This window comes from Marinobacter sp. LV10R520-4, assembly GCF_002563815.1.
Taxonomy (GTDB): Bacteria; Pseudomonadota; Gammaproteobacteria; order Pseudomonadales; family Oleiphilaceae; genus Marinobacter.
In genome coordinates this window covers 1,397,799-1,411,819 of sequence record NZ_PDJM01000001.1, presented here as the reverse complement: position 1 = coordinate 1,411,819, position 14,021 = coordinate 1,397,799, and the positions used below count along the sequence as shown (strand labels likewise).

The 14,021-nt window shown below is 54.4% G+C and carries 15 protein-coding genes; 7 read left to right on the top strand and 8 right to left on the bottom strand.

Features of this window, described 5'->3' with window-relative positions:
- The first annotated feature begins 378 nt into the window (after positions 1 to 378).
- The 3 genes from ectA (at position 379) to ATG98_RS06660 (ending at position 3,783) form a co-directional block, all read left to right on the top strand.
- Entirely contained in the window at positions 379 to 894 is a 516-nt protein-coding gene (ectA, locus tag ATG98_RS06670) for a diaminobutyrate acetyltransferase (protein WP_098422459.1), read from the top strand.
- Positions 895 to 991: 97 nt separating this feature from the next.
- Positions 992 to 2,260 (top strand): diaminobutyrate--2-oxoglutarate transaminase, encoded by a 1,269-nt coding sequence (gene ectB, locus ATG98_RS06665; RefSeq protein WP_098420140.1) that lies wholly within the window; start codon positions 992 to 994, stop codon positions 2,258 to 2,260.
- A 62-nt stretch (positions 2,261 to 2,322) separates the two neighbouring features.
- Positions 2,323 to 3,783: an aspartate kinase gene (locus tag ATG98_RS06660; RefSeq protein ID WP_098422458.1), complete on the top strand. Its 1,461-nt coding sequence runs from the start codon at positions 2,323 to 2,325 to the stop codon at positions 3,781 to 3,783.
- 74 nt (positions 3,784 to 3,857) lie between these two features.
- On the opposite strand, the gene ATG98_RS06655 is transcribed toward ATG98_RS06660, so the two are convergent.
- From ATG98_RS06655 to pdxH, 4 genes are read right to left on the bottom strand one after another with little or no spacing between them, the layout of a single operon-like run.
- Entirely contained in the window at positions 3,858 to 4,313 is a 456-nt protein-coding gene (locus tag ATG98_RS06655; RefSeq protein ID WP_098420137.1) for a DUF3429 domain-containing protein, read from the bottom strand.
- The gene (locus ATG98_RS06650) at positions 4,310 to 4,615 is read right to left on the bottom strand and encodes a DUF6482 family protein (RefSeq protein ID WP_098422457.1); all 306 of its coding nucleotides are present in this window, start codon (positions 4,613 to 4,615) and stop codon (positions 4,310 to 4,312) included. The genes ATG98_RS06655 and ATG98_RS06650 overlap by 4 nt, the downstream gene beginning before the upstream one ends.
- 57 nt (positions 4,616 to 4,672) lie before the next feature.
- A complete protein-coding gene (locus ATG98_RS06645) occupies positions 4,673 to 5,434 on the bottom strand; it encodes a 4'-phosphopantetheinyl transferase family protein (protein ID WP_228706036.1) in 762 nt (253 codons plus the stop codon).
- Positions 5,435 to 6,082 (bottom strand): pyridoxamine 5'-phosphate oxidase, encoded by a 648-nt coding sequence (gene pdxH, locus ATG98_RS06640; protein WP_098420133.1) that lies wholly within the window; start codon positions 6,080 to 6,082, stop codon positions 5,435 to 5,437.
- A gap of 155 nt (positions 6,083 to 6,237) precedes the next feature.
- On the opposite strand from pdxH, the gene ATG98_RS06635 reads away from it, so the two are divergent.
- Positions 6,238 to 8,997 (top strand): DUF748 domain-containing protein, encoded by a 2,760-nt coding sequence (locus tag ATG98_RS06635; RefSeq protein ID WP_098422456.1) that lies wholly within the window; start codon positions 6,238 to 6,240, stop codon positions 8,995 to 8,997.
- Between the two features lie 5 nt (positions 8,998 to 9,002).
- A complete protein-coding gene (yfbR, locus tag ATG98_RS06630; protein ID WP_098422455.1) occupies positions 9,003 to 9,596 on the top strand; it encodes a 5'-deoxynucleotidase in 594 nt (197 codons plus the stop codon).
- 28 nt (positions 9,597 to 9,624) lie between these two features.
- On the opposite strand, the gene ATG98_RS06625 is transcribed toward yfbR, so the two are convergent.
- Together ATG98_RS06625 and ATG98_RS06620 are read right to left on the bottom strand one after the other, a co-directional pair.
- The gene (locus ATG98_RS06625) at positions 9,625 to 10,659 is read right to left on the bottom strand and encodes an SPFH domain-containing protein (RefSeq protein ID WP_098420128.1); all 1,035 of its coding nucleotides are present in this window, start codon (positions 10,657 to 10,659) and stop codon (positions 9,625 to 9,627) included.
- A gap of 2 nt (positions 10,660 to 10,661) precedes the next feature.
- Positions 10,662 to 11,120 (bottom strand): NfeD family protein, encoded by a 459-nt coding sequence (locus ATG98_RS06620; RefSeq protein WP_098422454.1) that lies wholly within the window; start codon positions 11,118 to 11,120, stop codon positions 10,662 to 10,664.
- Positions 11,121 to 11,287: 167 nt separating this feature from the next.
- Here ATG98_RS06620 and ATG98_RS06615 point away from each other — a divergent pair, with 167 nt between their 5' ends.
- Positions 11,288 to 12,076, top strand: coding sequence for a class II glutamine amidotransferase (locus tag ATG98_RS06615; RefSeq protein ID WP_098420125.1), 789 nt, complete (start codon positions 11,288 to 11,290; stop codon positions 12,074 to 12,076).
- Positions 12,077 to 12,198: 122 nt separating this feature from the next.
- Positions 12,199 to 12,603, top strand: coding sequence for an NINE protein (locus tag ATG98_RS06610; protein ID WP_098420123.1), 405 nt, complete (start codon positions 12,199 to 12,201; stop codon positions 12,601 to 12,603).
- 10 nt (positions 12,604 to 12,613) lie between these two features.
- On the opposite strand, the gene ATG98_RS06605 is transcribed toward ATG98_RS06610, so the two are convergent.
- Together ATG98_RS06605 and ATG98_RS06600 are read right to left on the bottom strand one after the other, a co-directional pair.
- A complete protein-coding gene (locus ATG98_RS06605; RefSeq protein ID WP_228706035.1) occupies positions 12,614 to 13,321 on the bottom strand; it encodes a hypothetical protein in 708 nt (235 codons plus the stop codon).
- 148 nt (positions 13,322 to 13,469) lie between these two features.
- The gene (locus ATG98_RS06600) at positions 13,470 to 13,988 is read right to left on the bottom strand and encodes an Hcp family type VI secretion system effector (RefSeq protein ID WP_098422453.1); all 519 of its coding nucleotides are present in this window, start codon (positions 13,986 to 13,988) and stop codon (positions 13,470 to 13,472) included.
- Between the last annotated feature and the right edge of the window lie 33 nt (positions 13,989 to 14,021).

Below are 14,021 nucleotides of genomic sequence, written 5' to 3'. Positions count from 1 at the left end.
AATGAATATCACCGAAGCCACATTGCTTTGGGGTTTTCAGTGGCCTGTGGCGTGATTATGTCGGTTCCGCTCGGTTTCGGTTCCCTGGCTAAATTCGTAAGTAGTTGGTCTTTCGGGGCCTAAGAATTTGTTTTCATAACTCTTCCGTGATTTCTCCTGGAGCTTTTTGCGTCGGCACAGATTAAAGCCTCCGAGTTCGTCGATTCCGTACAAAAAATAATCAAAACTTGCTATCGAATCTCGGTATTGACGGCTATTATTCTGATGAATTATGCTGTTGTGGATAGCATAGTTGTCCGTCTACTTTAGAGTAAACTTGAAATTTAATTTGTGGTCTATATAATTCAATTCTAAATTTTCAAGGTAAACAGATTCGTTATGACATCAGAAGGATCGAATACCACCGCCATTAACCTGCGCAAACCTGGGAAGGATGATGGCTTCCGGCTGAACCAGCTGGTAACGGAATGTCCACCGCTGGATCCGAACTCAATTTACTGCAATCTTTTGCAGTGCAGCGACTTTGCCGACACGGCAGTGGCTGCAGAGAAAGACGGCGATCTGGTCGGCTTTATTTCCGGTTACGTTCCCCCCCAGAAGCCGGAAACCGTATTTGTATGGCAGGTTGCGGTTCACCAGAAAGGCCGGGGCCAAGGGCTCGCCAAGCGCATGCTTAAGGCGATTGTGGCTCGTCAGGAACTCAGCCACATTAGCCATATGGAAACCACCATTACCGCTGACAACGACGCTTCCTGGGCGCTGTTCCGCTCGTTCGCCCGGGATATGGGCGCCGAATTGACCTTTGGGGAGCACTTCACGAAAGACGTGCACTTTGGCGGTCAGCACGAATCCGAAATTTTGCTGCGCATTGGGCCCTTTACCCAACCCGGCTGAGCCCTAATGCCAGAGTGAATTCGCCAGCCGCCAAGCTCACTTCGGTTAGCTTGGCATAGCGTGCCCCCTTGAATCCGACATGCCAAGAGGTAACACCATGGAATTATTCAAAACCGTTGAATCTGAAGTACGTGTATATAGCCGTGCTTTCCCGGTCATCTTTAACCGCGCCAAAAATGCTCACTTGTACACCGAAGATGGCAAAGAGTATCTGGATTTCTTAGCCGGTGCCGGTTCACTGAACTACGGCCATAATAACGATGTGTTGAAAAAAGCCCTGCTGGAATATATCGAAGCCGACGGTGTTAGCCAGGGCCTGGATATGTTCACCACGGCCAAGCATGACTTTATTGAATCCTACAAAAAGTACATTCTGGATCCCCGCGGTCTGGATTATAAAATTCAGTTCACCGGCCCCACTGGCACCAACTGCGTAGAAGCCGCTCTGAAACTGGCGCGCAAGGTAAAAGGGCGTACCGGTATTATCTCGTTCACTAACGGTTTCCACGGTGTCACCTTGGGAGCGGTTGCCGCCACCGGCAATAAGCATCATCGCGGCGGTGCTGGCATGCCGCTGTCCGGCGTTGATTTCATGTTTTACGACGGCTATTTGGGCGAAAACATCGACACTCTGGAAGTGATGGACAAATTGTTGTCTGACAGTTCTTCCGGTGTTGAACTGCCTGCGGCCGTTATAGTAGAAGCGGTACAGGGCGAAGGCGGCTTGAACGCCTCGCGTGCCGAATGGCTGAAAGGTCTGGAAACCCTGTGTAAGAAACACGACATTCTGCTGATACTGGACGATATTCAGGCCGGCAATGGCCGCACGGGCGAGTTTTTCAGCTTTGAGTTTGCCGGTATCAAGCCGGATATGGTGACTGTGTCGAAATCACTCAGTGGTTATGGCTTGCCGATGGCGCTGGTGTTGCTCAAGCCAGAGCTGGACGTGTGGGATTCCGGCGAGCACAACGGTACTTTTCGTGGTAACAATATGGCGTTTATTACCGCCCGCACGGCCGTGGAAACCTATTGGAAAGACGACAACTTTGCCAATGAAGTGAAAGCCAAGTCGAAAGTGTTGGGTGATGCGCTTCAGGCTATTTGTGACAAGTACCCTGGCGAGTTTAAGGTTAAAGGCCGCGGATTGATGCGCGGTATTGAGGCCACGAACGCAGACATTACCGATCCGATCACCAGCCGCTGCTTTGAGAAAGGCCTGATTATCGAAACCAGTGGCCCTAATGACGAAGTGATCAAATGCCTGATGCCGCTGACCACCAGCGAAGACGACCTGAAAAAAGGCGCGCGTCTGCTGGCTGAAAGTGTGGATGAAATCATGCAGGAACGCATGAAAAAGGTGTCCTGAATCCGGGCCGCTGTAAACACCGCACAAACGTGCTCCACAGAATGGATAGCAAAGGCAACATTATGACTACGCAACTACACACCGTCGAAAAAATCGGCGGCACCTCCATGACCAACTACGAAGCTGTCCGCGACAACATCATTATTGGTAATCGCGGCAAAGACGAGCTGTATCAGCGCATCTTTGTGGTATCGGCCTACGCCGGTGTCACCAACGAGTTACTGGAGCATAAAAAAACCGGTGAGCCTGGCGTTTACGCCTTGTTCGCCGATGCGGAATCGGACTGGGCTTGGGGCGACGATCTCAGCAAGCTGGTGCGCTTGCTTATCGACATCAACGGCGAGATGTTTGAAGATTCGATGCTGAAACAGCAGGCCGACCAGTTCATTACGGATCGGGTTGAAGGCGTACGCGGCTGCCTGATCGACCTGCAGCGCTTGTGTTCCTATGGTCAGTTTCAGCTTGAAGAACACTTGCTGACGGTGCGTGAAATGCTGGCCGGTATCGGCGAAGCCCATAGTGCCTTCAACATTACGTTGAAGCTGCAGCAGGAAGGTATCAACGCCCGCTTTGTAGACTTGACCGGCTGGCGCGATGCAGGACTGTTGCCGCTGGATGAGAAGCTCAAACAGGCGTTCGATGCAGTAGACTTAAGCCGTGAGCTGCCCATTGCTACCGGTTATGCGCAGTGCAAGGAAGGCTTGATGCGTACCTTTGATCGCGGCTACAGTGAAATGACCTTCAGCCGGGTGGCGGTGATCACCGAGGCCCGTGAAGCCGTTATTCACAAGGAATACCATTTGAGTTCGGCTGACCCCAACATTGTGGGTGCCGATAAAGTAGTACCTTTGGGTCGCACCAACTATGACGTGGCCGACCAACTGGCCAACCTGGGTATGGAAGCCATTCACCCACGTGCCGGTAAAGGCCTGCGCCAGAATGATATTCCACTGCGGGTGATGAACGCCTTTGAGCCGGAACATACCGGTACTCTGATCACTAAAGATTACATTAGCGAAAAACCCCAGGTAGAAATTATTGCCGGTGCCAAGGGCATCTTCGCCATTGAGGTGTTTGATCAAGACATGCAGGGCGAGCCAGGTTCAGACCGCAAGATTCTGGACGTGCTGACCCGCTTTAAGGTGCGCTTTGTGTCAAAAGACACCAACGCTAACACCATTACCCATTACGTGAGTACTACGCTGAAACACGTAAAGCGGGTGGTGAACGCGCTGAAAGAGACTTTTCCCAATGCTGAGGTGAATACTCGCAAAGTGGCGCTGGTATCGGCCATTGGCAGTGACATAAAAGTGCCGGGCATTCTGGCAAGATCGGTAAAAGCGATGGCCGATGCAGACATCAGTGTGCTGGCGTTGCACCAGTGCATGCGCCAGGTGGATATTCAGTTTGTCATTGATGAAGACAACTACAAGGCTACGATTGTGGCTCTGCACGCCGCGTTGATAGAACCCCACAATCACGAATATGCGATTGCCTCGGCCGAGCAGTGCGCTTTGGATTAAAGCGCACTCTAGGTTAGTAAACCCCCTCGCGTATAGGTTTGTCAGCGGAGCGAACCACTTGGTTCTGGGAAATATCAGCCGTAATGAGCGGCAAAGAACCAGGTGGCAACAATTACCTGACACACCACCACTGTCAGCGTTAGCCCCAAGCGCAGGCGAAGATACCACGCTGGCCAGTAAACCTTCATCCAGCGTGCGTCCACCAGATACAACCCCAAAAATGCCAATGTGAACAGTACGGCTTTCCACGGCGAGGACACTAATAAGCCCACACCTGCCGCAATAAAAAATATCTGACTGAACAACATCGACACCAGCGGTGACATTGGGTAGCAGCGGTCTTCACGCTGAAGCGCGATGGTCCAGTAAACACCCGCCATAAAGGCCAGTATTCCAGCGCTATACACGTAAAACCAGCTGCTGACCACCAAGCTGTGATGGGGCATAAAAAACAGCGCTAAAACTGCGCTGATAAAGGGAACCAGGCCGGCCAAGCCAACAAAAATGGCCAATCGGGCCACTGCAATCACGGCTTTTGCCTCTGTACTCGAACCCTCAGCGGTTCAACGCTGCTAGGTTCCATGCCAACCATTTCATTGTACGCTGATACATGAACGACTTGAGTTTCGAGTATGTGTAAATTGCTCAACATGTCCTGGGCATGCCAGGTGCTACGAAATTGCGAAGTTGTACCCTGCTCATCAGACAGAATCATTTCTTGGCCGTCGACTGTGAGCCGTGCCATATAGCTCTGGCCTTCCAGAGACAGTATTTCCATTAGTTCGATGCTCGCATTTTTGCGATTTTTCAGTTGTTCCAGGGTAATACGCACAGTTACTCTCCGGTTTACTTCTTACCGAACTAGATACGCAGGATCAGTTGTTTGAGATCATCTATCGAGGGAGGCCATAGAGCGTATCGGGCGCTGAAGCAGCGGTTCCCAGAGAGAGTCCAGAGTGTCTGCCGGAGTCAGCCTGTAGTCGTCCAGGGGCGGCTCCAGCAAACGGATGGGAGGCCAGGTAAGAGGCGTTTCAGGCGCCTCTGTTGCTAATCGGCGATACACCAGCGTGACCAAAAAGCCGTCTACATAGATGCAGCAGGCCTGCCATGGCCGAGCGCTGTCGCACTGGTCGCCGTAAAGTTCGAACCCGCGGCGCACCTCCAGGGTTTGCAGATTGCCGGCAATGCCGCGGGCAGTGGCTTTCAGCCAGGCTTCTTTCAGTGTCCATACTTTTAGAAATTCCAAGGCGTCGTCTTGAGCCAGCAGCCATTCCTGTTCAACCGGTGAAAACCAGCGCTGCACGACTTTCTGCCAGTTTGGGCGGCGTTGACAAGGTTCTATGTCCAGGCCTACCTCGCCTTGCAGGTTCGTTGCGCAGGCCGCTATTCCGTTGCTGTGGCTGAGCGACAGCCGCCAGTCAGGAGGGTACTGCGACTCTGTAGGTCGCCCCGCGCTTGGCGAGCACGCGCTAGGCGCCTCGCCGCTGGCACCCGCCAGTGCCTGGCGAATCAACCAGCGGCTACTGAGAAACTCGGCACGCCGAGTGCCTTGACAAGGCAAAGCTCTGGTATGTTCACTGGCATTTAACCAGGGTGGCAGTTCAAAGCGAGTGCTTGTGGTTTGATGGCACAGCCATACAGTCGGTGTCACTCAGGGTTGCAACCTTTCGATGGCCCAAGGTTCATCACCGCCTTGTTCAGTGCGGTTATATTCGAAGCGATCGTGCAGTCGGCTGGGGCGACCCTGCCAGAACTCGATGCTGTGGGGCACCACCCGGAAGCCACCCCAAAAACTAGGCAGCGGCACTTCACCGTCACTAAACTTGCGTTTTATTTCCGCGACTTTCTGTTCCAGCAGCCCGCGGGAGGTAATGGCCTTGCTCTGCTCTGACACCCAAGCGCCAATCTGGCTGCCGCGGGGGCGCGAGGCGAAATAGCGCAGAGATTCGGTTTTGCTGACTTTTTCGACTTTGCCTTGAATGCGCACCTGGCGATTCAGGCCTAACCACGGAAAAAGCAGGGCAGCTTGTGGATTCTGCTCCATTTCACGAGCCTTACGGCTGCCATAATTGGTGTAAAATACAAAACCGTGGTCGTCGAAGTATTTCAGCAACACGGTACGCAAATCGGGCAGGCCATCGCTGCCGGCGGTGGCTAGCGACATGGCATTGGGTTCCAGAATGTCGGCTTTCCGAGCATCTTCAAACCAGGCTTGAAACTGCTGAATAGGATTGTCATCCAGCTGGTCCCGGTCCAGACCGTCGCTTTCGAAATCCCGGCGCATATCTCCAATGTCCATCAACCTTCCTCGTTTGCGATGTGTGCGTGTGCCTTGCGAGCATTATCCCACAGGACGTATACGAAACGGGACCTTATTGGGTTCACGAGAGCTGACAAAGGACCTGTTTGGCGTCTATCCTTCCAATACATTGACTATTTTTCAAGGAGACCCCTGTGGCCGAGCGCCCTGTTCGCCAGATTCGTCAACGCAGCCTGTGGCCCCGGTTAGCTGTGGTTGTGTTGATTGTTCTGTTGCTGTGTTACGCGCTGGGCGGCTTTCTGCTGTTGCCTTGGTGGGTGCAGAAAAACTTGTCGCACTACGCTCAGCAACAGCTGGGCTGGCAGGCAACGGTAGGCGAGGTCCATGCCAATCCCTTTACGTTCAGCGTAGAGCTGCAGAATCTTCAGGCCAACGACGCAAGTGGTGAGCCTGTGCTGGCCTTTCAGCGGCTTTATGTGAATCTGAACGCGTTTGACTTGTTTAGCGGCACCACCGGTTTTCAGGCTGTGGAGCTGGAACAACCCATGTTGCGGCTGGATGTGTTGGCAAGCGGGCAGTTGAACCTGCTGCGTGACTGGCAACGAGCTCCGGCCCGCGCCGGGCAGCCGGCAGACACGGCCGATATTCAAAGCGATACCGGGCCGAACAGCCCCCGAATCTATTTGCAGCAGGGTGACTTGAGTGCCGGCACGCTGGTGTTACGGGACTTTCGTCAGAAAAGCGGCCAGAAAAGCAGTCAAAATGGCAGTCAGAGTGACAGCGTTGAGTTCCGCATAACACCGCTCACCTTTAGTTTGCAGAATTTGGCGACCTGGGCGCGGCCCGGCGATATTGGCCAATATCGGCTGGAAGCCATGCTGGACCAGCAAGCATTGAGTTGGCGGGGCAGTTTTGAGGTAGACCCGATGTATTCCCGCGGCAGTCTGAGTATTGATAACCTGGGGCCGGGTGTGCTGTCGTACCTGCTAGCGCCCTATATGCCCTACCAGTTGCGCTCCGGCCAAGTCAGTCTTAGCACCGATTATCAATGGCAGGCAGGGCAACCCATGGAGTTGTTAACCCAGCACGGCAAGCTGACGTTTGATGATGCCTCTCTGGCGTTGGGGGCCGAGCCTGGTGACGTAGCCTTCCGCAGCGGTGCCCTTACTGTCGACCAGATTCGTTTTGACCTTGCCGCGAGGCGAATAGAAACCGGCAAGATCGAGTTCGACGGGCCGGAATTGAGCCTGAACCGCAGCGCCAATGGTGACATCGACTGGCTGGTTGCGGGTTCCCGGGCCACCGTTAACGATGCTGCCGGGGATTCTGGTCCGCCAGGTAGCGGCCCGGAATTTGGCTGGTCGGTGGCCGGAGTAGACATTCGCGATGGTCAGTTGAGCTGGCGTGACCAGGTGCCCGCTAACGCTGCAGAGTTGCAACTGAATGGCCTTAACCTGAGCCTGGGGCCATTTACGGACCACTTTGACGAGCCGGTAAATTACCGTGCAGAAGCCGTTCTTGCCAGTGGCGGTAGTCTGGACGTGAATGGCCAGTTCACCATGCAGCCATTTAATCTGGAAATGGCCATTATGGGCAATGAGTTGGCACTGCCTGCGTTCGCGCCTTACGTGCAACAGCGCATGGCATTAGAGTTACCGGCGGGCATGCTGTCAGTGGATGGCAGCCTGAATCTGGACCAGCAGCGTTCACCTCTGACCGGCACTTTTAGCGGCAGTGCGTCGGTGACCGGTCTGGAAACCCGATTGCCCGGCAACAACCAACCACTGCTGGCCTGGCAAATGCTGCAGCTGGCACCCGTTGAATACAACGTGAACCCGGCTCGTCTGGAAATTGGCCGCGTAACGCTGACTGACCTTGCCGCAAACATTACCCGTAACGACGATGGCAGTCACGACATCACCAATCTGCTAACCGCAGCTCCGGTTGATAAGCCGACTGCTGCGGATACTGACGAAAACCAGGGTTTCATATTCCGCATTGGCGAGCTGCAGTTAGACAACGCTGATGTGAACTACACCGACCGCACTCTGGAACCGGAACTGACCACCCGCTTCGGGCAGCTTCAGGGCAACCTCAGTGGTTTGAGTAATATTCCCCCACAGCAGGGCCGGGTGAGCTTGAAAGGTAAGGTCAATCAGGTGGGCAATGTTGATATGAGCGGCTCTATTGCCACATTGGGTACCGACCAGCAAAGTGACCTGGTGTTGAATCTGGAAAATCTGGAGCTACCGCGTCTGTCACCTTATTCCGGCCGTTACCTGGGTTATGGCATTGCGGGCGGTAAAATGGATCTTAAGCTGGACTATCAGCTTCAGGGCACCCGTATTAATGCCTCAAATCAGATTATTCTGAATCGTCTGGAATTGGGACAGCCCATTGCCAGCGAACAGGCGGCCAGCGTGCCCATCAAACTGGGGCTGGCGCTGCTGCGCGACGGCAATAATGTGATTGAATTAAACGTGCCGATAAATGGCGATCTGGCAGACCCCGAATTTCAGATGGGCAAAGTAATGATGAGTGCCTTCGTTAACGTGCTGACAAAAGCAGCTACGTCGCCGTTTGCCCTGATAGGCTCGTTGGCGGATATCGCAGGCCTGGGGGGCGAGCAGGTGCAACAGGTCAGCTTTGCGCCGGGGGGTATCGAGCTGACTGAAGCCAGCACCCAAAAGCTGGCGGCATTGGCGCAGGTCTTAAATCAAAAACCAGAGCTTATTCTGAATATTCGCGGCACCGCAGCGCCCGAAGCCGACACCAGCGCCGGTGCACAGTCACCGGGCGCCCTTGCTGATAGCCGCGCCATGGCTTTGCGCCAGTTACTGGTGAATACTCACGGTGTAAACTCGAAACAGATCTTCGTGCGCGCACCCGAAACCAACGCCAGCGTGGATGCCAATGGCAATATTGCCGTAAATTTCACTCTGGACGCCCGCTAACTAATATGAGCCGCCCTGTGAGCCATTTTTTTGCCTATATTTCCCGCCTGCGCTGGATAAAGCGCTGGGGCCTGATGCGCAACGCTATCGATGAAAACGTCGCTACCCATTCCTGGGAAGTCGCAACTCTGGCCCACGCCCTGGCGCTGATCCGTAATGAACAGTTTGGCGGTTCGGTGAACGCCGACCGTATTGCGGCGGCGGCGCTCTATCATGACGCCACCGAGGTGATTACCGGGGATTTGCCGACACCGGTGAAATATCACTCGAAGGTGATGCGCCAGGCGTTCGGAGACATCGAGCACAAAGCCGAGGCCGAACTGTTGGCGTTATTACCGCCACAGTTGCAAAAAGCGTTTGCGCCCTACGTACAGGAATCTGCTTTGGGAAAGGAAGAGAAGGCAATCATTAAAGCCGCAGACCGATTATCGGCGTGGCTGAAATGCCGTGCTGAAGTGGCGACAGGAAATCGCGAGTTTGAGCCAGCCGCGGCGCAGATACACCGGCGGCTGACGGAAGAAATCTTGCCCGAAGTGGCGTATTTTCTGGAGGTTTTCGCCCCTAGCTACGACCAGCCTTTAGACAACCTGCTGGGCTAAGGCCCAGCAGGTCAAGTGCAAGAAAGCCTCAGGACTGGCCGGAAGATCCCAGCATTCCAGCGCGTAGGCCATCTTTTTTCAGGGTACTGCGCACTGCATCTTCCGGGCTACCTGCCAGGTCGCGGAACATACCCATAGAGCCCAGCAGCGCAGACGATTCGTAAGGTACGAATACTCGCTCGCCGTCTTTGGCCATATTGGGCAACACCTTGATGTAGCTTTGCCCCAGCAAATAGCCGATAACGGTTTGCTTGTTGTCTTCGCTGTCGCCGATGGCGCTCAGCACCAAGCGAATGGACTCCTGTTCGCCCTGGGCCCGCAGAATAGCGGATTCTTTGTCGCCCTGGGCGTTCAGGATGGCCGCTTCGCGCTGGCCTTGGGCCTTGGCGATGGCGGCGGTTTTTTCGCCCTCGGCTTCGGTCACGGTGGCACGGCGTTTGCGCTCGGCGGCCATTTGCAGGCGCATGGCCTCTTCAACTTCTTCGGGCATGCTGATGTCCTGCACTTCTACCCGAGTCAGTTTTACACCCCATTTGGACGCTGGCTCTTCCATTTCGGCCTGAATGGCGTTGTTGACTTCGGCGCGGGATTCAAACAGCTTATCCAGCTCCATTTTGCCTACCACCGAACGCAGGGTGGTTTTGGCCAACACTTCCACCGCCTGGCTCATATTGGCGACTTCATACACGGCGCGGCGCGGGTCAATAATCTGGTAATACAGCGCACCGTTGATCGACACGGTTACGTTGTCAGTGGTAACCACCGGCTGGCCGGGAAAATCCATCACGGTTTCGCGTCGGTCGATGCGTGCTTCATCACTTATCACGGTTTGGTAATCTTGGCCCGTGCGCACATAGCGGATCATGGTGATGGCGCGCGGCCGTTCGATGAACGGAATGATAATGTTCACGCCGCTTTCCAAAATTCGGTTAAAAGAGCCCAAACGCTCAATAACCATCACTTCAGACTGGCGCACAATCACCAGGCCTTTGGTGATGATAAAAACGCCAATGGCGACAACAATCAGGCTGATGACCAGCCCGGGGGTTAGAAACTCTTCCATGGTTACAGTTCCTTGGGGGTTGCAAGTTCAACAATGGCGGTGGTGCCATCGAAGTGGTCAAAAATAAGCGCTGTGCCTTCTGGCAGTTCGGTTTGTCCGCCCGATCGTACCCGCAGGCGATAAAAGTCACCGTTTACTTTGATGCCGGTGGCGTCGTCAAAACCACGGCGTAAACTGTGGAATTGCTTTCCCTGATCTACGCCGGTGCCGGTCGTGCCATAGGCTACGCCTTTAGGCGAGAAATGCGGCTTCAGCCAGCGAACAACAACGGGCACCAGGATGCCCGAAAATAAGCCCATTCCCACCAATTGCCACTCCAGGGAAAAGCCGAAAAACGCCAGTACCGCCGTAAATGCAGCAGCAATCGCCAGGGCCAACAGCACCATAACGCCGGATGTCAGCTCGGCCAGGCCCAGTAAGAGCGCCAGAATCAGCCAGAGGTGGGTAATACTCCATTCCATAGTGATTTCCGTAGGGTGTGCGTTATCAGCGTAAATTCGTAGATCAGTCCTAATTGTACCCAAATTGGGTGCTGCTGCCATGGAATGAATTGGGGTTCGCAGGACGCGTGCTGCCCAAACCCTGTATATTTGAATTATGTCTGATTTGCCGAGGGTAAAACTGCGTTATGTGTGAACTGCTGGCGATGAGTGCCAACACCCCGACCGATCTGTGTTTCAGCTTCACCGGCCTGACCCGCCGTGGTGGCGACACCGGGCCCCATAAAGATGGCTGGGGCGTGGCTTTTTACGAAGGTAAGGGCGTACGGGCGTTTCACGATGTCGACGCCAGTGCCAATTCCCGCATTGCCGAGGTGGTACAAACCCATCCCATTAAAAGCGAAGTGGCGCTGTGCCATATTCGCCAAGCGAATGTGGGTGAAATTTGCCTGGCCAACACCCACCCGTTCATGCGTGAACTCTGGGGCCGTTACTGGGTATTTGCTCACAATGGCCAGCTGTCGGATTTTAGCGCGAAACCGGGGTTTTATGAGGCCGTTGGCAGCACCGACAGTGAAGCCCTGTTCTGTGATTTACTGAACCATTTGCGCGATAACAGCGACCGCCACAGCACCGAGCAGGATACGGTGGACCAGTTGGTTCAGCTGTCAGCGGCCTATGGTCGCCAGGGCGTATTCAACCTCCTGCTCAGCAACGGCGACTGGCTGTTCACTTTTTGCTCCACCAAAATGGCCAGCATTACCCGCCGCGCACCTTTTGGGCCGGCGCGACTGAAAGACACCGACGTAACTATAGACTTTGAAGCAGAGACCACCCCCAATGACATTGTCAGCGTGGTGGTGACCGAACCTTTGACCTCTGATGAACAGTGGGATGTGTATCAGCCCGGAGAGTGGCGTTTGTGGCGCAAGGGAGAAGTCATCCAGAGCGGTGTGGTTGGCACTGGCGGGGGTTGATTCGGCGCCAGCTCAGGCCCATATAGAGTCATAGTTGGGCTAGGGTTAAAGCGTTAATGCCAATTCAGAACATTCTCTAAAGCATTTTCTAAAGCACGCTCTAAAGCACTATTGAGAAAACTATGCAAAGACCGAATACACACAGTAAGTTTTTTGGCTACCTACTCTGGATTTTCGGCTTTCTGGGTGCGCACCGTTTTTATTACGGCAAACCGATCACCGGCACCATCTGGTTCTTCACATTTGGCCTGTTTCTGGTGGGCTGGATCGTCGACCTTTTCCTGATTCCAAGTATGGATGAAGAAGCCGATTACCGTTTTGCCGAAGGCCCCATCAGTTACAACGTTAGCTGGTTACTGCTGACGTTTACCGGTTTGCTGGGCCTGCATCGGATGTACATGGGAAAATGGATAACCGGAATTCTTTACCTGCTTACCGGCGGCCTGTTTCTGGTGGGCGTTCTGTACGATTTTTGGACACTGAACACTCAGATTTCAGAGCGTAATCGCGGCAGCCTGCTTAACTGATTGCCGCGTTTTAATGGGCGGCTAGCATAACTTTGGGTACCCGGTAGAGCAGCCCGCGGCTAGCACCGGTCCCTTTCACCGTGCAGGTCTTACGATTCACCCTGCTAATGATGCCTTGCCGCTGGCGCTGCCCTTCGCCAAAACTCACTGGATCACCTACCTGCCATTGGCGCTGGGAAACCCCGGCTTCGGCGTGGATTGGCGCGAACGGCTGCGCCGGCAGGCTTAGCCCGCGCTCGCCCGCCTGCTGCTGTAAAAATGCCCGGGTACCCTGGGCTGCTCCGCTGTCATGCAGCTGGTCCAGAATGTCGTAAAAATGGCGATTGTGCACCGAACCGAAGTGGCGCTGGCCTGCCACCTGTTGCAGCAGATGGGCAAACTCGTGGCAACAGGTATGGGCCAGCAGATTAAGCGGGCTTACCTCACCGTCAAAATAACCTCTTTTCCGAATTTCCCGCGCCGACAGCCAGCTAACGGCGGTTTCTGGCTGGTATTTGGCCAAAATCATGCGTAGCCCGTAGTTGATGACGTGGGTATGGCTGCGGGTGTCGTAACGGTGATAGGTAGCCTGCCCGGACCCCACACGGCATAGCAGTGACTTCGCCTTGCCTTGTGCATTAATCCAGCCGGCAGCGGGTTGCCACAAAATTTGGTCGGTAGCCTGGCACATAAGCCGGCCAAGGTTTATTACCTGGAACTGTGAAATAGATGTCGTCATTACGAGTGGCAGCGCGTTGCTATGAATTCACTGCAGGTTTTACAAGATTATGAGCACAATGGCTAGTTTGCCAGTGCCTTTAAGCGCTAATGCCCTGTGGCGGATGTGTGTTATCCGCTGCAAGGCACCAGCGACCTACAAAGCCGGATTAGGCTTCGATTGGCGTGCGCCAGTCGTCAGCGCCGGAAGTGCCGGCCACGCCGTGCTCCCAGGTGACTTTGCGGTATGACAGCGACACGGTAACCAGTTGGGTGAAGTCAGAGCTGGAGGTGTCCTGGCAGTGGGGCATGTTGCAGTTGATATCGATGATGGTGGCGTCTTCCAGAATGGTCGAGAAGAAGTGCTCTTGTTTGCCTTCTACCGAGGTGCGGTACCACTTCAGTTCCACTTTTGGCAACATTTCACCAGACGCCAGAGCGTTGTACATCAGCGGTGTGGCTTTATTCAGGGCCGAGGTGAATTTGAACGGCTTGTGCACTCGCTGGCCTGAGGGTTGGCCAGATTGTGGATCGGTAGGCACCGTAACGACGTGACTGAATTCCTGCACCAGAATTTCATCTTCGTGGCCTTCTACATAGATATTGCCGACGGAATCGGCGGTGAAAGCACCGGCGGTGATGTGGCCCTGGGTTTGGCCTTCGATATTGATATAACAAGGAGTTGGCATTGTCTGCTCCGTGACGTGTTTAAAGGTTGCATT

Bases quoted from the DNA above. Each gene is read 5' to 3' on its own strand.
- ATG98_RS06615 (WP_098420125.1), top strand. From the start codon at position 11,288: ATGTGTGAACTGCTGGCGATGAGTGCCAACACCCCGACCGATCTGTGT.
- pdxH (WP_098420133.1), bottom strand. From the start codon at position 6,082: ATGGACATTGGAGATATGCGCCGGGATTTCGAAAGCGACGGTCTGGAC.
- ATG98_RS06605 (WP_228706035.1), bottom strand. From the start codon at position 13,321: ATGACGACATCTATTTCACAGTTCCAGGTAATAAACCTTGGCCGGCTT.
- ectA (WP_098422459.1), top strand. From the start codon at position 379: ATGACATCAGAAGGATCGAATACCACCGCCATTAACCTGCGCAAACCT.
- ectB (WP_098420140.1), top strand. From the start codon at position 992: ATGGAATTATTCAAAACCGTTGAATCTGAAGTACGTGTATATAGCCGT.
- ATG98_RS06620 (WP_098422454.1), bottom strand. From the start codon at position 11,120: ATGGAATGGAGTATTACCCACCTCTGGCTGATTCTGGCGCTCTTACTG.
- yfbR (WP_098422455.1), top strand. From the start codon at position 9,003: ATGAGCCGCCCTGTGAGCCATTTTTTTGCCTATATTTCCCGCCTGCGC.
- ATG98_RS06660 (WP_098422458.1), top strand. From the start codon at position 2,323: ATGACTACGCAACTACACACCGTCGAAAAAATCGGCGGCACCTCCATG.
- ATG98_RS06610 (WP_098420123.1), top strand. From the start codon at position 12,199: ATGCAAAGACCGAATACACACAGTAAGTTTTTTGGCTACCTACTCTGG.
- ATG98_RS06625 (WP_098420128.1), bottom strand. From the start codon at position 10,659: ATGGAAGAGTTTCTAACCCCCGGGCTGGTCATCAGCCTGATTGTTGTC.
- ATG98_RS06600 (WP_098422453.1), bottom strand. From the start codon at position 13,988: ATGCCAACTCCTTGTTATATCAATATCGAAGGCCAAACCCAGGGCCAC.